Source organism: Sphingomonas sp. Leaf33, assembly GCF_001421785.1.
Classification (GTDB): domain Bacteria; phylum Pseudomonadota; class Alphaproteobacteria; order Sphingomonadales; family Sphingomonadaceae; genus Sphingomonas.
This window is the reverse complement of sequence record NZ_LMLB01000010.1, coordinates 61,452-80,191: the sequence shown is the minus strand read 5'-3', so window position 1 is coordinate 80,191 and position 18,740 is coordinate 61,452. Positions and strand designations below refer to the sequence as shown.

Genomic DNA, 18,740 nt, shown 5'->3' with positions numbered 1-18,740 from the left:
TAGTCCGGATGACCGGCCAAGTACGATCCACCGGGTTGCTCCGCACGCGCGAGCAGTTGTTCGCGATCCTGTTTCCGGCGCTTGCGATCAATTCCGCCGCCACGATCGCCCTGCAAGCCGTGCAGGCGGAGGGGCTGGTGGCGGCGACGCTCAACCTGTGGGGGATCAGCGCCGTCCTGTGGCTGGCCGGGATCGCCGGTCTCCATCTTTTGCTGACGGCGTCGGATAGCGACACGGGGAACGTCGGGGACGACGTTCGGCGCGGGGACGACGTTCGACGCGGCGACTGGGTGCTCGCCATCGCGACGATGGTCGCCATGGTGCTGCCGTCGCCTGCGCTGAGCGGGGTCGCGCTCAGCGTCGCGTGCCTGTGGGCGATCGCATCGGCGCCCTCGGACGCGCTTCGTCGCGCGTCGCTCATCTACATGGCCATAACCGGCAGCCTGCTCTGGGGACGATTGCTGCTGTCGATGGGCAGCGGCGTGCTGTTGAGCCTGGATGGCTGGATGGTCGGTCAGGTGGCGGGCACCGGTGGCAGCGACAATCTGGTGACGTTTGCAGAAGGGGCGGGCGCCTTCGTCGTCGCACCCGGCTGCTCGTCGCTCCAGGGCATATCGATCGCCATGGTCCTGTGGGTCACGGCGACGCAGTTCCATTCAATCGCGCTGACGCGCCGGGCGTGGCTGACGCTGCTGGCGATGGTGATCGCCGCGATCGCCAGCAACATATTGAGGCTGACCGCGATCGCGCGCTTCCCGGCCCATTTCGACACCTTGCACGTCGGCCTGGGTGCCACGGCGTTCGGGTGGATCGGCCTTGCCGCAGTCGTCGGCGCGTTGTGGATTGGCCTCGGTCATGCGCTTCGTTCGTGAAGGGGTGTGCATCGTCGCGATCGCCGTGACGACGCTCGGCATCAAGGCATTCGCCCTGAATCGTGCCGAACCGCAGGAAACGACCGCCGCCTATCTCCGCGGCCTCGACGCAGGCCTGCGGTCCGAGGGATTTGCAACACGCCCGTATATGGCGAACTCGATCCTGGCGACACGCGGACCCTGCGTGCTGCGCGCCAGGCCGTTCTCGCCCTATGGGTTCTCGCGCGCCAGCATCGAGAGCAAGGGCGCCCGTATCGGTCCGACGCAATACGCGTATGAAGGTCGCTGGCGAAACGATCCGCCCAAGATCAAGCCGCTGACGATATTCTATGTGCAGCGCGAGCTTGCCCGACTGGGCATAGTCTTCGACGTCCCGGGAATCACCGCCGTATCGGTCTCGCGCGGATGCCGCGAGTTGCCTGTGCGATGGACCGATCTGACGATCCGACTGCAATAGGATGCTATCCGTTGGTTGCCCGGATGCGCGATGCGGTGCGCATTCGTGCCGCTACCATGCGCGGAGGAGACGTCGAGGCCCGGCAACCCGGTGAGCATCAGGCCGTCATCCCCGGGCGGTCCGAAACATTCCCGATCTGGCTCGCACCGAACCGGCACGGGTGGAATTGCGGGGCCGTCCATGGTTATCCACGGGCGCCAACGCACGTCGTCAGCCCGCAGGCTTGGTCATCGTCGCCAGTGCCTGCCAGAAGGGGGCGTGGTGCGTTTCGTCGCTGCCGTCGGTGAAGTCGGGCCGGGTGAAGCCCAGGCGCTCGGCCCACAGGACGATCCAGTCGCGGTGCAGGAACGTGTCCATCAACGGCAGCGACGCCTCGCGCGCGGTGCGATCGACGCGGTTGTCGAACACCACCCAATGCGCCGGATCGGTCAGTTCGAGAAACGAGAAGACGATGCGCCCGCCCGGTTTCAGCGCGCGGAAGCTGTCGCGCAGATAGAGGTAGCATTCCTCCGGCGGCAGGTGCGTGAACACCGACCAGTGGAAGATCAGGTCGAGCGTCTCGTCCCCGGCGAGCAGGCTCGGCCGGCGATGGACGTGCGCTTCGTAGCCCGGGCATTTCGCGCGCAGTTCGTCGATGAAGCCCGGCACGATGTCATGGCCGATGTATTTTCCGGTCCAGCCCGAACGTTGCAGCGCCTGCGCCGTCCGGCCGCAGCCGCAGCCGAGATCGTAGACCGCCATGCCGTCGGTCAGGCCATGGTGACGCAGCACCGCGACATGGCCGTCGCCCTGGGAGTGGAACAGTTCGACGCTGGGCGATCCGACCGCCTGGGCGAACGCCAGATCGCGGTCGTCGCCATGCTTCGCCAGGGTGCCGTCGAGATGCTGCGTATAGGCGGCGACGGAATCATAGTTCGCCGTCGATGCGGCACTGCGGTTGCGCCACAGGCGACCCAATTTCATTCCCAATTCCTCCCCCGAATGCATTGTTATTGCGGGGGATACGTCCTTTGCTCAAGGCAAATCTACCGCCCCTTCGCCACGCCGTCGATTGCCAGCAGCCGTTCGAGGAGCGGTTCCAGCTGGTCGAGCGGCCAGCTGTTGGGGCCGTCGGAAAAGGCGGTGTCGGGGTCGGTATGGGTTTCGATGAACAGGCCCGACAGACCGGCGGCGACCGCGGCGCGGGCGAGGACGGGCACGAACTCGCGCTGGCCGCCCGACCGGTCGCCCTGGCCGCCGGGCAACTGCACCGAATGCGTCGCGTCAAAGACGACCGGGCAGCCGGTGTCGGCCATGATCGCCAGGCTGCGCATGTCGGAGACGAGGTTGTTATAGCCGAAGGTCGCGCCGCGTTCGCACACCATAAAAGTGTCGTCCGGCACCCCGGCGGCAACGGCGGCGGCGCGCGCCTTGGCCACCACGTTCACCATGTCGCCGGGCGCCATGAACTGCGCCTTCTTGATGTTGACCGGCTTGCCGCTGGCGGCGACCGCGGCGATGAAGTCGGTCTGGCGCGCAAGGAAGGCGGGCGTCTGGAGCACATCGACCACCGCGGCGACCTGTGCCACCTGCCCTTCCGTATGCACGTCGGTCAGCACCGGCAGCCCGGTTTCGGCGCGGACCTTTTCCAGGATGCGCAGGCCTTCGTCGATGCCGGGGCCGCGGAACGACGTGCCCGAGCTGCGGTTCGCCTTGTCGAACGAGCTCTTGTAGATCAGCAGCACGCCCAGACGGTCGGCAACCGCGCGCAGCCGCGTCGCCATCAGCAGTGCGTGCGCCTCGCTTTCGATCACGCACGGGCCGGCAATGAAGAACAGCGGCTGATCGGCACCGATATCCGCGCCACATAATTTCATAAAGATGTTCCCGTGCTTTCAATAAGTGCCAATACCGCAACATCGGCCGCGCCGAGGCCCTCATTTGCCGCAAAGCACTGGAAGTCAACGCAAGCCAGGATTAGAAGTCGGCGTTCAGGCTGGACGAAATCGGGGTTGCCATGCGGACGGTAGTGGATGCGCTCGATGAGTCCGGGCTGCTGTCCGCCCTCAGGACGACGCGGATCGAGACCGAGGCGTTGCAGGCCCTGTCGGAAGCGCTGCGCTCACCCCCGCTGCGCCAGGGCTTCATCGATGCGATCGGCGCGATCGCCGGGCAGTCGGGCCGGCTCGTCGTGTGCGGCATGGGCAAGAGCGGCCTCGTCGGGCGCAAGATCGCCGCGACCATGCGATCGACCGGCACGCCGTCGCTGTTCCTGCATCCGGGCGAAGCCAGCCACGGCGACCTCGGCATGGTCGGGCGCGACGACATCGTGCTCGCGCTCAGCTGGTCGGGCGAAACGTCCGAACTGGGCGACATCATCGCCTATTGCCGGCGCTTCGCGATCCGGCTGATCGTCGCCACGTCGCGCAGCGACAGCACCGCAGCACAGGCAGCGGACATCCGCCTGATCCTGCCCGCGGTCCGCGAAGCGTGCCCGAACGAGCTCGCCCCGACGTCGTCGACCACGATGCAGATGGTGCTGGGCGATGCGCTGGCGGTCGCGCTGGCGGAGCGGCGCGGGTTCACCCGGTCCGATTTCCTCGCCTTCCACCCCGGCGGGCGGCTCGGCGCGCAGCTGAGCACGGTCGGACAGCTGATGGCGCGCGGCGATACCGTGCCGAAGGTGCATCAAGGCGCGACGCTGATGGATGCGACGGTCGAGATGAGCCGCAAGCGCTTCGGCTGCACCGCCGTCGTCGATGATACCGGCAGGCTGATCGGCGCGTTCACCGATGGCGACCTGCGTCGCAGCTTCGCCAACCGAAGCGTCGGCGATGCGATCCGCGACCATATGACCGCGCCGGCGCTGTCGGTCGGCCCGGACCTGCTGACGTCGGATGCGCTGCGCATCCTGAACGAGAAATCGGTGTCGGCGCTGTTCGTCTGCCGCGACGACCGACTGATCGGCGTCATCCACATCCACGACATCCTGCGGGCCGGCGTTGCCTGAGCGCGGATCGGTCGCCGCACCCGACCTCATCGTCATCCCCGCGCGCTATGGGTCGCAGCGACTGCCGGGCAAGCCGCTGATCTCGATCGCCGGGCAGACCCTGCTCGGGCGCGTCGTTGCCGTCGCGGAAGACGCGGTGCGCCGGATCGGCCGTGCCGAGATCGTGGTCGCGACCGACGACGACCGCATCGCCGCGCACGCGCAGGACCTGGGGTGCGCCGCGGTCCTGACCGATCCCGCGATCAGTTCGGGATCGGGCCGCGCCTGGGCGGCTGCCGCCGTGCGGACGCCCGCGCCCCCGATCGTCGTCAACCTGCAAGGCGATGCGCCGTTCGTCGCGCCCGATACCATCGCCGCGCTGATCGGCGCGCTGCGTGCCTCGTCGTGCGGCGTCGCGACGCCGGTCGTGCGGCTGTCGTGGGACGCGCTCGATGCCTTGCGCGACCACAAGCGCCTCTCGCCGTTCAGCGGCACCACCTGCACGCGCCGCGCCGACGGACGCGCGCTGTGGTTCTCCAAGACGGTGATCCCGGCGATCCGCGACGAGGCCTGGCTGCGCGGGGACGACGCGCTGTCGCCGGTGTATCGCCATATCGGGCTCTACGCCTATCGCTACGCCGCGCTGGAGCGGTTCGAGGCGACGCCGCCGACGACCTACGAACGGCTCGAGGGGTTGGAGCAGTTGCGCTTCCTGGAGCAGGGCGTGGACATCGCGACGATCGAAGTGCCGCCCCCCCGCCACGCCATGTCGGGAATCGACACGGCCGAGGACGTCGCGATGGCCGAGCGGCTGATCGCGCTGCACGGCGAGCCTGCGCTGTCATGGACGTGAGGGGCGATCTTACCGTCACGATCGTCCGCCACGGCAATACCTTCGGCCCCGACGAGATACCGCGGCGGATCGGTGCACGTACCGACCTGCCGCTGGTCGCGAGCGGGATCGTGCAGGCGCGCGCACTTGGCGACGCCTTTGCCCACCGACGGTTCGACCGCGCGATCGCTGCCCCCCTCCGGCGGACGCGCGCGACGATCGACCATATCCTCGCCCGGCAGAGCACGCCGCCTGCGACCGAAACCGCCGACTGGCTGACCGAGATCGACCATGGCCCGGACGAGGATGCGACCGACGCGGCAGTCATCGATCGCATCGGCGCCGCGGCACTCGCCGCCTGGGACGCGCGGGCCGTGCCGCCGCCCGACTGGATCGTCGAGCCCGACCGCCGGGTCGCCGGGTGGCGCGGGCTGTGGCGGGCGGGCCAAGGCGATGTCCTGATCGTCACCAGCAACGGTGCGGCGCGCTTCGCGCTCTTCTCCGATCCCGACGTGCAGGCGCAGGCGACCGGCCTGTCGACGCTCAAGCTGCGCACCGGCGCGTACGGCGTTATCGAACGGCGCGCGGGGCGCCTGCGCCTGGCCGCCTGGGACCTTCGGCCCTGAGTGCGCGGCTTGCGTCGTCTGCGGATTTGCCCGACAGACCGGCGACCGTGATCCAGCCCGATCTGCCCCTGCTGCGCGAGCCGCCGTTTCCCTGGGCCGATGCGACGATCGCCCGGCCAGCGCAAGACATACCGGATTTATCGACCGACCCGTCACCGGAGCGGATCGACACGCTGTTCGCCACGATCCGCGAGGGTCGCGTGGGTGGGTGTTTCTGGGGCGCCCCCGGCGCTGTCCCTGCCGGCGCGGTGATCGTACGCACGACCGACGCCATCGCCGGGCCGCCGCTGCCGGCGGGGCCGGTCGTCCGGATCGCAGACACGGCGCAGACCGATCCCTGGAGCGCGATTCCACAGGCCGCCGCCGTCGTCGCGCATGGCGACGACCCCTGGACGGCAATCGCGACGATCGCCGGCGTGCCGGTACATCTGCTGTCGGCCGGTCGCTTCGGCACGCCCGGTGACGACGCACCACGCCTGCGCATCGCGGTCGCCACCGACCTGCTGCGTGCAAGTTACCGCGACCCGTTCACCGGAGAGGACAGCGATGTCGACGCGAGCGTCGCCACGCTGGCGCTGTGGCGGCAGGTGCTCGACGCCAATCGCACCATCGTCGCCGCGGTCGGCTTCAGCTGGTGGAAGCGAAGCGAGATCGCACGCTTCCTGTGGAGCCCCGCGCGTCGCCTGCGGTTCCTGCGCTCCGAACGCCGCGCGCTGACCCATGCCGCACGCACGGGCGGCGCCGTCGCGGTCTGGCCGTCGCGCATCTCACCCGCGATGGTCGCCGACGCCGCGAGGCGCGGTGTGCCGCTGGTCCGGGTCGAGGACGGGTTCGTCCGGTCGGTGGGCCTGGGCAGCAATTTCGTGCCGCCGTCGTCGGTCACGGTCGACCGCCGCGGCATCCATTACGACCCGAGCCGGTCGAGCGACCTGGAAGCGATGCTGGCCGAGCGCGACTTTTCATCCGCACTGCTCGCGCGCGCCGACCGGCTCCGCGACACGATCTTGGCGGCCGGCATCAGCAAATACGGCCAGGATGCGCCCGCCGATGCGCCCGCGCGCCGACCGGACGGCGTCCGCCGCGTGCTGGTGCCGGGGCAGGTCGAGGACGATATGTCGGTGCTGCTGGGCGGCGGCGGCCTCGCCAGCAACCTCGAACTGCTGGCCCGCGTCCGTGCGCTGGAGCCCGATGCCGAGATCTGGTTTCGCCCGCACCCCGATGTCGATGCCGGCCACCGCACGGGGACGGTACGCGACGACGATGCGCTGCAACATGTCGATCGCGTCGTGCGCGGCGGCGGGATGGCGACACTCCTCGACCAGGTCGATGCGGTGCATGTGCTGACCTCGCTCACCGGGTTCGAGGCGCTGCTGCGCGGTCGCGAGGTCGTGTGCCACGGCCTGCCGTTCTACGCAGGCTGGGGGCTGACGCGCGACCTGGCGCCGGTCCCGCCGCGGCGCGGCCGCACCCGCACGCTGGAGGCGCTGATCGCGGCGGTGCTGATCGCCTATCCGCGCTATCTCGACCCCGTGACCGGCCTGCCGTGCCCGCCCGAGATGCTGATCCGTCGGATGAGCGACGGCAGTACCTTTGCCCGCGACGGGTGGATCACGCGGGCACGCCGGGTGCAGGGCTGGCTGCTGAAGGGATGGCGATGACGGGTCCGGTGATCCTCGATCTCTCGCGGCTCGTCTCGCGCGTGCGGCACCACACGCCCTCGGGCGTCGACCGGGTCGAGATGGCTTATGCGCGCGGCCTGTGCGACCGTTTCGGCCGCCGGCTGCTCTTTGCCGCGCTGCATCCAACCGGCGTCCATGGTCGGTTGCCCCATGACAGCGCTTTGCGCTTCCTCGACATGCTCGAACGCCGCTGGGAAAGCGAGGACGGCACGGTCCGCCAGCGCCCAGTATCCGCCGTCCTGCCGACGCTGGCCGGCCTGATGCCGCGACGGGTGTCCGCGGTTCCGGACAGCGTCTATGTCCAGGCGTCGCCGCACCACCTGACGAACCCCAACCAGATGCGCGCCATCCTGGCACGCGAACGCGCGCGCTTCCTGTGCCTGGTCCACGACCTGATCCCGATCGAATATCCCGAATATGCGCGGATCGGCGGCGCGCGGCTGCACGAGCGGCGGATCGAGACGATCACGGCGCTGGCCGACGCGGTCATCGTCAATTCGAGCGCGACGGGGGAGTCGCTGAAACCGTGGATCGCGCGCAGCGGGCGATCGATCGCCATGCATGTCGCGCTGCTCGGCACCCATGCCGTGCCTGCATCGACGACGCCCGTCGTCGTGCCCGACGAACCCTATTTCCTGTGCGTCGGCACGATCGAGCCGCGCAAGAACCATCTGCTGCTGCTCAACCTGTGGCGCGCGATGGCGACTACGCTGCCGGCGTCCGAGGTGCCAAAACTCATCATCGTCGGGCGCCGCGGGTGGGAGAACGAACAGGTCATCGACATGCTGGAGCGCTGCCCCGCGCTGATCGGCCACGTCGAGGAACGCAACGGCTGTTCGGACCGCCAGCTCGATGCGCTGCTGCGCGGCGCGCGCGCGGTGCTGCTGCCGTCGTTCGCCGAAGGCTTCGGGATGCCGGTGACCGAGGCGCTGTCGGCGGGCACGCCGGTGATCTGCAGCGACCTGCCCGCGCTGCGTGAGGCGGGCGGGCCGGTGCCCGACTATCTCGATCCGCTCGACGGGCCGGGCTGGCAGCGGCTGATCCTGGACCACCACCGCGCCGGACCGCATCACGCCGCACAGCTGTCGCGTCTGGCCGGGTGGCAGGCACCGACCTGGGAAGCGCATATCGACATCGTCTGCGACGCGATCGCCGCGCTACAGCGGTGAAAGCTCAGCGCTTGGCGGCGACATTCGTGCCGAACACGCGGTCGAGGAAGATCGCGGTGATCGCGTAATTGCCGTCCTCCTCGCTGCAATGATGGCGGATGTGGTGGCGGCGCAGCCGCCCCATCAGCTTGCCGCGCACCGGCAGCTGGTGGCAGGCGTAATGGACCGTGTCATAGGCGACATAGCCGAGCGCGAAACCGAGGAAAAGCAACGACCCGCGCGCGCCGAACGCCGCCGACAGCGCCAGCCAGATCGGGATCGCGAGTCCCACGCTGATCAACGGCGGCATGATGTTGCGATAGGGGTCGCCCGGCACGGCATGATGATTGCCGTGCGCAAGGAAGATCAGGCGGCGTCCGATGGCCGAGCGCAGCTTCAGGTGGAAGAAGAAACGGTGCATCGCATATTCGAAGAACACCCAGGCCGCGATCCCGACCGCGATCAGCCCGGCGGCCGTCAGCGGCGCCGCCGCCCCCCAGCTGGCCCGGATCGCAAGCGCCAGAATGACCGTCCAAATAATCGCAAATGTCCGGAAGGACACCAGCGTCATCCGTTCGAGCCGTTCGTTGCGGAACAACCGGGCGCGCGGCGATGAAGAACCGTATTTTATCATCAACAGGCCTCGGTTACGCTCCGCCGACAAGGATGTCGATCCTGTCATATGGACTAGGCGGTATAAGCAATATCAAGCTGCGGTGCAGCAAAAATCATCCTTTCTTCCCAGTAACTCCAGGAATTGTCTTCGATCGTGCCCGATGCGCATCATCTTTCGCCCGGAGGCGCGGTTCCCGACCGCATCCTGATTACCGGGGCCTCGGGTGGCCTGGGACGTGCGCTGGCCATGCATTATGCGGGACCCGGGCGCCGGCTGATCCTGTGGGGCCGCGATCCCGACCGGCTCGCGGCGACCGCACGGATGTGCCGGGCGGCGGGAGCGGACGCGACGATCCGGTCGGTCGATCAGGCGGATATCCCGGCCGCGCTGGCGCACCTCGCTGACGAGCAAGCCGCCGGGCCGATCGGTCTCGCGCTGCTCGTCGCCGGGCTGGGCAATATCCGCGCCGCCGACGACTTGGTCGAGGATGCCACGCAGGTCGCCCGCACCGGGCTGGTCAATTTCGTCGCGACAGCCGCGCTGGCGGCCGCCCTTGCCCGCACGATGGCGACGCGCGGCGCGGGGCGGATCGTGCTGGTCGGGTCGGCCGCCGCCTTCCACGCGCTGCCGTTCGCGCCGGCCTATGCCGGGTCCAAGGCCGGACTTGCGCGATTTGCCGAGGCGCTGCGGATCGAGGTCCGGCGCCACGGGGTCGGCGTGACCCTGGTGTCGCCGGGCTTCATCGATACCGCGCTCGATCGCACCGTGCCGGACAAACGCCCGTTCGTCATCTCCGCCGCCCAGGCCGCGGCGCGGATCGCGGCCGCCGTCGATCGGGGCAGCGCCCACGCGATCTTCCCCTGGCCGTTCGTGGTGCTGCGCTGGGTCGACCGGTTGCTGCCGCGTCCCTTGCGCGACCGCCTGCTGGGGTCGCTCACGCCGCCGGGCTGACACCGCCCCCGGCGACCGCCCGCAGGATGGCGTGGTGGAGTTCGGCCGGCGTCAGGTCGACGCGTCCCGGGCGCGCGCCATCGTCCGCGCCCCTCCCGAACCGCAGCATGACATAGGGCGTGTGCCGGTCGCCGCCGGGCAGCGATGCCCCGGGAATGCTCGGCCGGTGATCGCCGAAGAAGACCAGCAGCGCCGACCGGCCGTCCCGGTGCAGCCGGTCGATCAGATCCCCCAGCATCGCGTCGCTGCTGCGCACATGCCGCAGATAGGCCGCCAGCGCCGAACCGTCGCCCCGGCCCGTGCCGCCGTCCCACGGCCCGTGGTTCTCCATCGTGACCGCGTAGATCAGCGTGGGTCCCTGCGCCGCCGTCACCATGCCCCCCAGCATCGCCGCCAGGCTGCGGTCGTCGACGTAGCGCTGGCCCACCGGCGGCGATGCGAACGCCGCCTCGCCGGTCAGCTCGTCGAACCCGATCGCGGGCATCAGCCGGTGGCGGTTGTAGAAGCGCAGGTCGTGCGGATGGACGAAACGCCCGTGATAGCCCGCGCCCCGCAGGCGCATCGGCAGGGCGTGCGACGCCTCGCGCGCCGCGGTCAGGAACGGATCGTAGCGCCGAAAGCCGAGGGCGTCCTCGCTCCGCCCGAACAGCACGCCGTATTCGGTGCGCATCGTATAGGCGCCAAAGCCGCTGACGTTCAGGTCGCCACATTGCCACGCCGCCGCGCGCGCCGCCGCGAGGGCCGGTAGCGCCAGCGCCGCGTCGCCGGTCAGGTCGACCGGGTCGGCAAAGGATTCGCATTGCACCACGACGACGATCTCGGGGGCTGGCGGCACGCGTGTATCGAGCGGGGGCAGGGGCGCCGGATCGCCTTCGCGCCGCCAGCGCCACCAGTAGAGCAGCAGCACGGCGAACAGCCCGTGTTGCGCGACATCGCGGTCGAGGTCGGGCGTGGCGGCGGTGGCGGCGAGCCAGCGGCTGTCGACGACCCCGCGCAGGGCGGCGAGCGCGCCCAGCGCAATGCCCGCCCCCGCCAGATGCGCGGGCAGCCGCGGCGTGAACAGCGCAGCCAGGCCAGCCACGACCGCCAGCGCGCCGATCGCGCAGACCCAGCGCTTGTCGCGCGGGATCGCGGTGAAATAGAAGCGCGGATGGCTGACCAGCGCGCCGATCAGCGCCAGGTCGGAAAAGATCAGCGGCTCGCCCAGCACAGCATGTTTGGCGTTGGAGGCGACGACCAGCAGCGCGACGAGCGCGGCCGCCAGCCCCGCTGCCACCGGCACGCCGCCCAGCAGCATCAGGCAGGTGCCGAACGCCGCGGTCACGACCAGCAGGTGCACCGCCACGCCGCGCGCGCTGCGCAGGGTCCCCGCGTGCGGTCGCGCCAGAGCCTCGACAGCCACCGTCGCGACCAGCATCGCCAGGAAGAAAAGCAGGTCGGTCACGGCAGTGCTATCGTATCGCCCGTTGCGGTCGCACTCTCGATCGCGCCGGTCACTGGGCTGCAAGAGCGGAAGGTGCGCCGATAGCGGCGATTGTCCGGACTGTCACGACTGCGGCCGATCGGACGAACGCCGGACGCACGCCTCGCCTATTGCCCCTATCCGGCGCGATAGGCGCGGTATGCTTCCGATGCGCGACGAATATAGGCTCGCCCCTCGACCACGAACCCGTCGAGTTCGTGCTTTAGCGTATAGGCGGCCAGGTCGGCGATGGTGTTGATGAAGCCGGTGCCGTTGAAATTGAGCGATGTGTTGCACAGCACGCCGTAGCCCGTCTGCGCGCGGAAGGCGGTGAGCAGCGCGAACATCGCCGCGTTCGATGCGGGACTGACGGTCTGGATGCGCGCGGTGCCGTTGACATGAGTGACCGCGGCCAGCGCATCGGTCGTCGCGACATAGGTATAGAGCATGTAGGGGCTCGGATGGTCGCAGCCGAACCAGCGCGCGGCATCCTCCTCCAGGCAGATCGGGGCGATCGGGCGGAACTGCTCGCGCTGCTTGATCCGGTTCAGCCGGATACGGGTCGCGTCCGTGAACGGCGCCGCCAGGATCGACCGGTTGCCGAGCGCCCGCGGGCCGATCTCCCACCGCCCGCTGACCCACCCGAGGATCAGGTCGTTCGCCAGCAGGTCGGCGACGCGGCCCGCGTCGGCGTCGAGGATCTCGAACGGGGCCGGGTCGAACGGAGTGTCGGTCCGAAACGCCTCGCCCGCATACACGTCCCAGCGGATCGTCGGGTCGCCCGTGAAGTGCCGCTGCGCGTCGATCGCGGTGCCGATGGCGGACCCGGAATCGTTCGCGACCGGCGGCACGAACACCTGGGGGAACAGCCCGCTGGTCCGCCAGCGGCTGTTCCAGTCGCAGTTGAGCCCGCAGCCACCGGCGATGACCAGCGGCAACCGCTTGGGCATGTTCTCTCGGACAAAGCCATGGAAAGCATCGAAGATGCGATCGCTGAGGATACCGGCGAAGTCGCGGAAATCGGGATCCTCGACGCCGACGTTGTAATGCGGCGCGGTCTCGATACCGTCGTACAGGTCGAGCCGCGGTTTCGGGCCGGACAGCAGGAACGTCAGCAGCCGCTCCTCCTCGGCCGTAGCGTCGCGGGCCCGCGCAAACGACGCCAGCGCCATCAGCTTGCCCGCATCGGTGAAGCGCGCCTCGACCGCGGTCTTGTCGAACGTCGGGTCGGCCAGGCCATAGGCAAAGGCATAGCGGACGCCCGGGTGAGTCATCGGCTCGCCGAGCTTGGTGATGGTGAAGTCGGCGTCGATCTCGTAGAACGCGCCGATCACGCCTTCCCAGATCAGCGCATAGCAGGGCGTGCCTTTCGGCAGCCCGGACATGCCGAACGCGCAGAGCAGGTGCGAGCGTTCGTGCGACGACGAGAAATAATCGACCGTATGGCCCGATATGGTCCGCTGCCGAACGGCCACGCTGTCTTCTCCAATGCCCAGATAGAAGACATGGGGAAAATTCTGCACCAGCGTAGACTCGGCCGGCCAGAATCCGCCTGTGCAGACGACATCGGGCAGCACATTCAGGTCGGCGATCGCGGCCAGCACATCCTCGGGCGTCAGGGGGGAATAGCGTGGCCGAGAGTTCTTCTCGGCTTCGCGCGAGAAGACCAGCTGGCCATCGACGATATAGGCGACGGCCCCGTCATGTCCGGGATTGCAGGCAAGTATTCTCACCTGCACATCCTGTCGCAAAACGCGCGCGCATTGCAAGAAACCCCGCCGCACGGTGACTTCCCGTGTCCCGAAAAATTCATTTCACCGTGACGAACCGCCATGGTGAAGCCCGGCCGGGCACACTCCGGAGCTGGCAAATGGGTCAAGTTCACTAGAATACAGGGTAAAAATTTACACAAGACAGGATGGCGCGGCTATGCGACCCGTCGTCATTGACCCGGCCGAACTGATCGTTTCGCGTAGCCAAGGATTGAACCGCATGCCGGACGGGCTTGCTCATACCCCCGTCGCGATGGCGCAGGTTCCGGCACCGGGGGGCTCCACACCGCTTCCCCAGCGCAACGTGCTGCTGCTGCAGGGCCTGATGGGCCCGCTGTTCCGCCGCGTCGGCCAGGCGCTGCTGCGGGACGGCTACGGGGTGTACAAGGTCAATTTCAACGGCGGCGACCGGGTGTTCTGGCGCCTGCCCGGCGGGATCGACTATCGCGGGACGCCGGCGGACTGGCCGGACACGCTCCGGCGGCTGATCGACGAATTGAAGATCACCGACGTCGTCCTGTTCGGCGATTGCCGACCGATGCACATGGCGGCGATGGCGGTGTGCCGCGAGCTGCACATTCCAGTCCATGTGTTCGAGGAAGGCTATATCCGGCCCGACTGGGTGACGCTGGAGCTGGGCGGCGTGAACGGCCATTCGACGCTGCCGCGCGATCCCGACTGGTACCGTGCGCAGGCCGCCGCGCTGCCGCCCGCGCCCGAGCATCACCCGGTCCCGTCGTCCTTCCGCCGCCGCGCGCTGGAGGGGCTGCTGTACAACGCCGCCGATGTGCTGACGCGCTGGCGTTATCCGCATTGGGAGAACCATCGTCCCTGGCCCCCGCTGGTCGAGGGGATGGGCTGGCTGCGCAAGCTGATGCGGCGCAAGGCGATGGCGACGCGCGCGCATGTCGTGCTGACCGATCTCGCGACCCATCCCGGCCCCTACATGCTGTTTCCGCTGCAGCTCGATTCCGACGCGCAGATCCGGCTGCATTCGACCTTCGCCGGCATCGCCGACGCGATGCGCCTGGTCATCACGTCGTTCGCCGCCCATGCGCCCGCCGACCTGCGCCTTGTCATCAAGGAACATCCGCTCGACAACGGGGTGCGCAACTGGCGGGTCGAGGCGATGGACCTGGCCGCGCAGTTCGGCGTCGCCGACCGCGTCCTCTATCTCGACAGCGGCGACATCGTACCGGTGGCGAAGCGCGCGCGCGGCGTGGTGACGATCAATAGCACCAGCGGGACGCTGGCGCTGGCGCTGGGCGTGCCCGTGATCGTGCTCGGCCATGCCGTCTACGACATCGACGGGATCACCGACCAGGGGACGCTCGACGGGTTCTGGAGCGATCCGCAGGCGCCCGATGCCGAGACCTTTGCCGCGTTCCGCCGCGTCCTGATCGACCGCTGCCTGGTCGCCGGCGGCTTCTTCTCCGACGAAGCGCTGGACAAGGTCACGCGCGGCGTCGTCGCGCGGCTCGAGGCGGCAAGCCCGATCGCCCCCCCGCCGGTCGTCCGGCACGACACCCAAATCCCGCTTCTCGCCGAGATACGATAGCGGTTTCGCTCTCCGTCCTTGCCCGGACACGGCGGTCCGGACTGCCGCACAGAAAGTCTTACCATGTTCGCTTCGCCGGCCCGCCGCACTTCACGCCCCCGCATCGCACGCCTCGCGGCCGATTTCGCCGGACTGTCGGCGACCTGCCTTGCCGCACCCGCCTGGGCCGGGGAACTGCCCCATGCGATCGCGGTATCCGCAGCGGAGCTCGCCGCGCTCGATACCGCGTTTGCCGACGGGACGCCCGACCTGCCGGCGCCCGCGCCCACCGTGATCGACCTTCCGGTGGCCGCGCCCGTTCCAAGCACGGAAGTCACGCCGATCCGTCTCGACCTGTCGGCCGGGCAGGAGGATGCGGCCGCGACAGGCCCTGACCAGCGGGTGATGCGCGCGCGCCGGCCCAATGCCTCGTTCGGCGCGGATGTCGCATCGATCAAATGGGAACTGGGCGCAGTCGCGGCCTATTACACCGCGATCAACGCGCCCAAGCTGTTCATGAACCCCCGCGCACCGCGGTTCAAGCGCGAGGGCTGGTTCGGCCTCGACACGACGACGGTCGGCGTCGACAAACTGGCCCACGCCTATTCGGCCTATGTCATCAGCGAAGTGCTGTACTACCGGCTGAAGCGCAACACCGGCGGCGCGCCCGGCATCCAGTATACCGCCGCCGCGCTGGCGGCGGGCATCATGCTCTATACCGAGGCCTATGACGCGATCGAACCCGATGGCGGATGGTCGTGGGAAGACGTGACCATGAACACCGCAGGCGCGGCGTTTTCGGTGCTGCGCAATTCGGTGCCGGGGCTCGACCAGAAGCTCGACTACCGGCTGATGATCGTCCCCAACGACAAATTCTTCGTGTCGAAGGGCAAGGCGCATTTCCAGCAGCAGCGTTATTTCTTCGCACTGAAGCTGTCGGGGTTCGAGGCGTTCAAGCGCAGTCCCTTGCGCCTGCTCGAGCTGCATCTCGGCTACCACGGCGACGATTTCCTGAATTCGGATCGCGACGCCGGCATCCGGCCGAAACGCCACATCTTCGTCGGCGCCGGGATCAACCTGCGCGAGCTGCTCTTCAAGAATTCGCGCAGCCGCATCGGCCGCGCGGTCGGCGAGGGCCTGGATTACTTCCAGCCCCCCTATACCGCGGTGCATACGCACCTGACCGACTGAGCGGCGGACGGGCGATGACGTGTGGGCATTGCGCGCATCTCGACGAACACGTCCGCTTCAGGACGCGCGGCGAACTATTCCGGGCCATCGCCACGATCCGGCAGGCGGTGGCCGATGGCGATGTCGAGGAGATCGATGCCGGGCCGATGAAGGGCACGCTCCCCTTCGCGGCGCTGACCGAGACCGGTCCGCTCGACGACATCCTGCTCTATCGGTTCCGCTGCCCGACATGCGGGCAGAATTACGTCCTGGGGGCCGAGACGTATCACGGCGGCGGCGGCGGCGCGTGGCACCGGGCCGCCCCGCTCGCATCCGGTCAGTAGCGCCGCCCGGCAGGGTCGCGCAGGCGGCGCCAGACCGCGCGGGCCAGGCGCCAGTCGCCGCGCAGCAGGGCCGCGCGCAGCAGTTCGCGGTGTTCGCGGCGGTTGAGCAGGCCCGGCTCGATCGTCGCGAGCAGCTCGGCCAGCGCGCCGTCGCGGTCGACCATGTTGAACGCGCCGTGGAAGCCGAACTCGCCGCCGCTCGGGGCACCGCGTTCCCAGGCGAAGCGCGCCGCGACCGCTTCGGGCGCGAAACGGATAGCGAACCGATCCTCCAGCATCGCGCGGTGGGTGCGACAGATCGCGATATCCTCCGCCTCGTCGGTCACCGGCAGGACGCGGCAGGCCGCGATCAACCGTTTCGAGCGCAGAGAGAACCCGCCGTTGCCCACCCGCATCCGGTCGGCGAAATGCGGCCAAGGCGCGCCGATATAGTCGTATTCGAGGAACGCGGGGTCCCAGGCGGTGGGGTTCAGGACATAGCCGTCCCACTGCACGCACAGCGCATGGTCGGTGGCGATGTGCGCGGCCAGATCGTGGAGCAGGAACCGCGAATAGCCCTGGCGTGACCCCAGCGGCGCGATTTCGCGCCAGGTCGCGGGCGTTCCCGGCGGGGGCGGGGTGGGGGACAGGAACAGCACCTCGCCGAACCGCAGCCCGGCCTGCGACAGGGCGACCGCGCGCGCGGTCGCAGGGATCGCGACATCGGTCACCGCGACCAGCGTCACCTGCGACAGGTCGCGGATACCCACGGCCGGGGTCAGAACGCCAGCAGGCATCGTTCGGCCTCGCGACGAAACAACGGGCTGTGGTGCGGGTCGATCGCGCTTTGCGTCCCCCAGCGCGCGCGCAGAGCCGCCAGTTCCAGGTCGAACCGCGTGCGGGCCGCCCCGACATGGCCGATGCCGCGCGACTTGGATTCATGATGCACCAGCACGGCCTCGGCGCAGTAGACCGTTCGCCAGCCCCGCTCCCCCAGGCGCAGGCACAGGTCGACATCGTTGAAATCGACCGCGAACGTGTCCGCATCCATGCCGCCGACCGCGGCGAACCGGTCGGCGCGGACCAGCAGACAGGCCGCGGTCACCGCCGACACCGTCCGCGTCTCGGCGTGCCACGGCGCAAAGGCGCCGGGGACGGGCGTCATGCCCTTGTCGACATGGCCCGCCGCGCCACCGATGCCCAGCGCGACGCCGGCATGCTGGATCGTCCCGTCGGGGTAGAGCATCTGCGCGCCCACCGCGCCGGTCCGCGCATCGAGTGCCAGCGGCACCATGTGCAGCAGCCAGTCGGGATCGCGCACTTCGATATCGTTGTTGATCAGGCACAGCAGCTCGCCCGTTGCCACCGCCGCGGCGGCGTTGTTCATCGCGGCGAAGTTGAACGCGCCCGGATAACGCAGCACGCGCGCGCTGCCGGAGGCCGTGACGCGATCGAACAGCGCCAGCGTTTCGGGCTCGCGACTGTCGTTGTCGACGATGATGATCTCGTGAGGCCCGGGAAAGCGCGTGGCGGCCAAGCCGGCGAGACAGGTTTCGAGCAAGCCCGCCCGGTCGCGGGTGGGCACGATGACGCTGATGCTTGCCGGCGGGACAGGAAGGGCTACGCGAGCAGAGGCGCGTCGCTCCTGCGCTCGATGCGTCAGGATCAGCGGGATATGGCATGGGGGGGCACCGCTGCCGGCCAGGCGCGCAAGCGCATCGCCGGTCGTCAGGTCGGCCAGATCCAGGCCATCGCCGCGCACGACGCACGCACTCGTCAGGCCATCCACCGCGCCGAACAGTACGGGATCCCAGTCGGGCTTGATCCACGGTGCGGTGCGCGCGGCACTGTCCCACCGGTCCTCGTCCCAATAGACCATCGCCGCTGCACGGTCGGCCAGGCGATCCGCCAGCACAGCGCCCAGCGCCGGTGCCACCCGGTCGCCGCTGCGGATCGGCAACAGCCACGCCGGGCGCTCCGCCGGCAGTGTGTCGACGAAGACCGGCACGTCCGCGCCGAAAGCGTCGATCAGGCTCTGCCGGGTCGCGGCATCGTCCCCGCCGATCAGCAATACCCCGACCGGCACCGACGCACCGGATCGCGACGCCGGCAGCAAGGCAGGCTCGGCGTGCGCGATCCAGGCGGCGTACCAGCCCGGATGCGCGGCGGCTGCGGCGGCCAGGATGTTCCATCCCCGCACGCGCTTGCCCCGCAGCAGCGCCAGCAGGCCGCGCACGCCCGCCGCCGGACGCGCGGCCAGCGCCAGACGCACCACGGTCGGCCACGCCTGTGGGATCTGGCGTGGGACCGGGCGTGGCGTCATCGGC

Annotated in this window: 18 protein-coding genes; 11 read left to right on the top strand and 7 right to left on the bottom strand. The window is 69.2% G+C overall.

The window, feature by feature from the left end; all coding sequences use genetic code 11:
* Nucleotides 1–8 precede the first annotated feature (8 nt).
* Both ASE86_RS12550 and ASE86_RS12545 read left to right on the top strand, forming a co-directional pair.
* Nucleotides 9–872: an exosortase/archaeosortase family protein gene (locus ASE86_RS12550; protein WP_082441903.1), complete on the top strand. Its 864-nt coding sequence runs from the start codon at nucleotides 9–11 to the stop codon at nucleotides 870–872.
* Nucleotides 817–1,329, top strand: a complete 513-nt coding sequence (locus ASE86_RS12545; protein WP_156347161.1) for a hypothetical protein — start codon at nucleotides 817–819, stop codon at nucleotides 1,327–1,329. The genes ASE86_RS12550 and ASE86_RS12545 overlap by 56 nt, the downstream gene beginning before the upstream one ends.
* A gap of 210 nt (nucleotides 1,330–1,539) precedes the next feature.
* Here the strand turns inward: ASE86_RS12545 and ASE86_RS12540 are convergent, their stop codons facing one another.
* Nucleotides 1,540–2,292, bottom strand: coding sequence for a class I SAM-dependent methyltransferase (locus ASE86_RS12540; RefSeq protein WP_235524103.1), 753 nt, complete (start codon nucleotides 2,290–2,292; stop codon nucleotides 1,540–1,542).
* 62 nt (nucleotides 2,293–2,354) lie between these two features.
* Nucleotides 2,355–3,185, bottom strand: coding sequence for a 3-deoxy-8-phosphooctulonate synthase (gene kdsA / locus ASE86_RS12535; protein WP_056427453.1), 831 nt, complete (start codon nucleotides 3,183–3,185; stop codon nucleotides 2,355–2,357).
* Nucleotides 3,186–3,325: 140 nt separating this feature from the next.
* On the opposite strand from kdsA, the gene ASE86_RS12530 reads away from it, so the two are divergent.
* The 5 genes from ASE86_RS12530 to ASE86_RS12510 are packed head-to-tail and all read left to right on the top strand — an operon-like array spanning nucleotide 3,326 to nucleotide 8,603.
* The gene (locus ASE86_RS12530; RefSeq protein ID WP_056427450.1) at nucleotides 3,326–4,318 is read left to right on the top strand and encodes a KpsF/GutQ family sugar-phosphate isomerase; all 993 of its coding nucleotides are present in this window, start codon (nucleotides 3,326–3,328) and stop codon (nucleotides 4,316–4,318) included.
* Entirely contained in the window at nucleotides 4,311–5,150 is an 840-nt protein-coding gene (locus ASE86_RS12525; protein WP_056427447.1) for a 3-deoxy-manno-octulosonate cytidylyltransferase, read from the top strand. Before ASE86_RS12530 ends, ASE86_RS12525 begins: the two co-directional genes overlap by 8 nt.
* Entirely contained in the window at nucleotides 5,141–5,755 is a 615-nt protein-coding gene (locus tag ASE86_RS12520) for a histidine phosphatase family protein (RefSeq protein WP_056427444.1), read from the top strand. The genes ASE86_RS12525 and ASE86_RS12520 overlap by 10 nt, the downstream gene beginning before the upstream one ends.
* 47 nt (nucleotides 5,756–5,802) lie before the next feature.
* The gene (locus ASE86_RS12515) at nucleotides 5,803–7,413 is read left to right on the top strand and encodes a beta-3-deoxy-D-manno-oct-2-ulosonic acid transferase (protein ID WP_235524102.1); all 1,611 of its coding nucleotides are present in this window, start codon (nucleotides 5,803–5,805) and stop codon (nucleotides 7,411–7,413) included.
* Nucleotides 7,410–8,603, top strand: a complete 1,194-nt coding sequence (locus tag ASE86_RS12510; RefSeq protein WP_056427541.1) for a glycosyltransferase family 4 protein — start codon at nucleotides 7,410–7,412, stop codon at nucleotides 8,601–8,603. Before ASE86_RS12515 ends, ASE86_RS12510 begins: the two co-directional genes overlap by 4 nt.
* A gap of 4 nt (nucleotides 8,604–8,607) precedes the next feature.
* Here the strand turns inward: ASE86_RS12510 and ASE86_RS12505 are convergent, their stop codons facing one another.
* Complete coding sequence (locus ASE86_RS12505; protein ID WP_235524101.1) at nucleotides 8,608–9,153, bottom strand: sterol desaturase family protein; 546 nt, start codon at nucleotides 9,151–9,153, stop codon at nucleotides 8,608–8,610.
* A 186-nt stretch (nucleotides 9,154–9,339) separates the two neighbouring features.
* On the opposite strand from ASE86_RS12505, the gene ASE86_RS12500 reads away from it, so the two are divergent.
* Nucleotides 9,340–10,149, top strand: coding sequence for an SDR family NAD(P)-dependent oxidoreductase (locus ASE86_RS12500; RefSeq protein ID WP_235524100.1), 810 nt, complete (start codon nucleotides 9,340–9,342; stop codon nucleotides 10,147–10,149).
* Here the strand turns inward: ASE86_RS12500 and ASE86_RS12495 are convergent.
* Both ASE86_RS12495 and ASE86_RS12490 read right to left on the bottom strand, forming a co-directional pair.
* Nucleotides 10,133–11,593 (bottom strand): LTA synthase family protein, encoded by a 1,461-nt coding sequence (locus tag ASE86_RS12495; RefSeq protein ID WP_321162993.1) that lies wholly within the window; start codon nucleotides 11,591–11,593, stop codon nucleotides 10,133–10,135. The two genes, ASE86_RS12500 and ASE86_RS12495, sit on opposite strands and share 17 nt — an antisense overlap.
* A 155-nt stretch (nucleotides 11,594–11,748) precedes the next feature.
* The gene (locus tag ASE86_RS12490) at nucleotides 11,749–13,344 is read right to left on the bottom strand and encodes a carbamoyltransferase C-terminal domain-containing protein (protein ID WP_056427529.1); all 1,596 of its coding nucleotides are present in this window, start codon (nucleotides 13,342–13,344) and stop codon (nucleotides 11,749–11,751) included.
* A 259-nt stretch (nucleotides 13,345–13,603) separates the two neighbouring features.
* Between ASE86_RS12490 and ASE86_RS12485 the strand changes: the two genes are divergently transcribed.
* The 3 genes from ASE86_RS12485 to ASE86_RS12475 all read left to right on the top strand — a co-directional run bounded on the left by ASE86_RS12485 (nucleotide 13,604) and on the right by ASE86_RS12475 (nucleotide 16,434).
* Nucleotides 13,604–14,941: a capsular biosynthesis protein gene (locus ASE86_RS12485; protein WP_200911546.1), complete on the top strand. Its 1,338-nt coding sequence runs from the start codon at nucleotides 13,604–13,606 to the stop codon at nucleotides 14,939–14,941.
* A gap of 63 nt (nucleotides 14,942–15,004) precedes the next feature.
* Nucleotides 15,005–16,111, top strand: a complete 1,107-nt coding sequence (locus ASE86_RS12480; RefSeq protein WP_235524099.1) for a DUF2279 domain-containing protein — start codon at nucleotides 15,005–15,007, stop codon at nucleotides 16,109–16,111.
* Nucleotides 16,112–16,125: 14 nt separating this feature from the next.
* A complete protein-coding gene (locus ASE86_RS12475) occupies nucleotides 16,126–16,434 on the top strand; it encodes a hypothetical protein (protein ID WP_056427441.1) in 309 nt (102 codons plus the stop codon).
* Here the strand turns inward: ASE86_RS12475 and ASE86_RS12470 are convergent.
* Entirely contained in the window at nucleotides 16,428–17,210 is a 783-nt protein-coding gene (locus tag ASE86_RS12470; protein ID WP_056427438.1) for a DUF5672 family protein, read from the bottom strand. The two genes, ASE86_RS12475 and ASE86_RS12470, sit on opposite strands and share 7 nt — an antisense overlap.
* A complete protein-coding gene (locus ASE86_RS12465) occupies nucleotides 17,192–18,736 on the bottom strand; it encodes a glycosyltransferase (RefSeq protein ID WP_056427435.1) in 1,545 nt (514 codons plus the stop codon). Before ASE86_RS12465 ends, ASE86_RS12470 begins: the two co-directional genes overlap by 19 nt.
* Between the last annotated feature and the right edge of the window lie 4 nt (nucleotides 18,737–18,740).

What these genes read in the sequence shown, in the direction of transcription:
- kdsA (WP_056427453.1), bottom strand. Translation starts at nt 3,185, where the DNA reads ATGAAATTATGTGGCGCGGATATCGGTGCCGATCAGCCGCTGTTCTTC.
- ASE86_RS12520 (WP_056427444.1), top strand. Translation starts at nt 5,141, where the DNA reads ATGGACGTGAGGGGCGATCTTACCGTCACGATCGTCCGCCACGGCAAT.
- ASE86_RS12465 (WP_056427435.1), bottom strand. Translation starts at nt 18,736, where the DNA reads ATGACGCCACGCCCGGTCCCACGCCAGATCCCACAGGCGTGGCCGACC.
- ASE86_RS12470 (WP_056427438.1), bottom strand. Translation starts at nt 17,210, where the DNA reads ATGCCTGCTGGCGTTCTGACCCCGGCCGTGGGTATCCGCGACCTGTCG.
- ASE86_RS12480 (WP_235524099.1), top strand. Translation starts at nt 15,005, where the DNA reads ATGTTCGCTTCGCCGGCCCGCCGCACTTCACGCCCCCGCATCGCACGC.
- ASE86_RS12530 (WP_056427450.1), top strand. Translation starts at nt 3,326, where the DNA reads ATGCGGACGGTAGTGGATGCGCTCGATGAGTCCGGGCTGCTGTCCGCC.
- ASE86_RS12485 (WP_200911546.1), top strand. Translation starts at nt 13,604, where the DNA reads ATGCCGGACGGGCTTGCTCATACCCCCGTCGCGATGGCGCAGGTTCCG.
- ASE86_RS12550 (WP_082441903.1), top strand. Translation starts at nt 9, where the DNA reads ATGACCGGCCAAGTACGATCCACCGGGTTGCTCCGCACGCGCGAGCAG.
- ASE86_RS12540 (WP_235524103.1), bottom strand. Translation starts at nt 2,292, where the DNA reads ATGAAATTGGGTCGCCTGTGGCGCAACCGCAGTGCCGCATCGACGGCG.
- ASE86_RS12475 (WP_056427441.1), top strand. Translation starts at nt 16,126, where the DNA reads ATGACGTGTGGGCATTGCGCGCATCTCGACGAACACGTCCGCTTCAGG.
- ASE86_RS12505 (WP_235524101.1), bottom strand. Translation starts at nt 9,153, where the DNA reads ATGACGCTGGTGTCCTTCCGGACATTTGCGATTATTTGGACGGTCATT.
- ASE86_RS12510 (WP_056427541.1), top strand. Translation starts at nt 7,410, where the DNA reads ATGACGGGTCCGGTGATCCTCGATCTCTCGCGGCTCGTCTCGCGCGTG.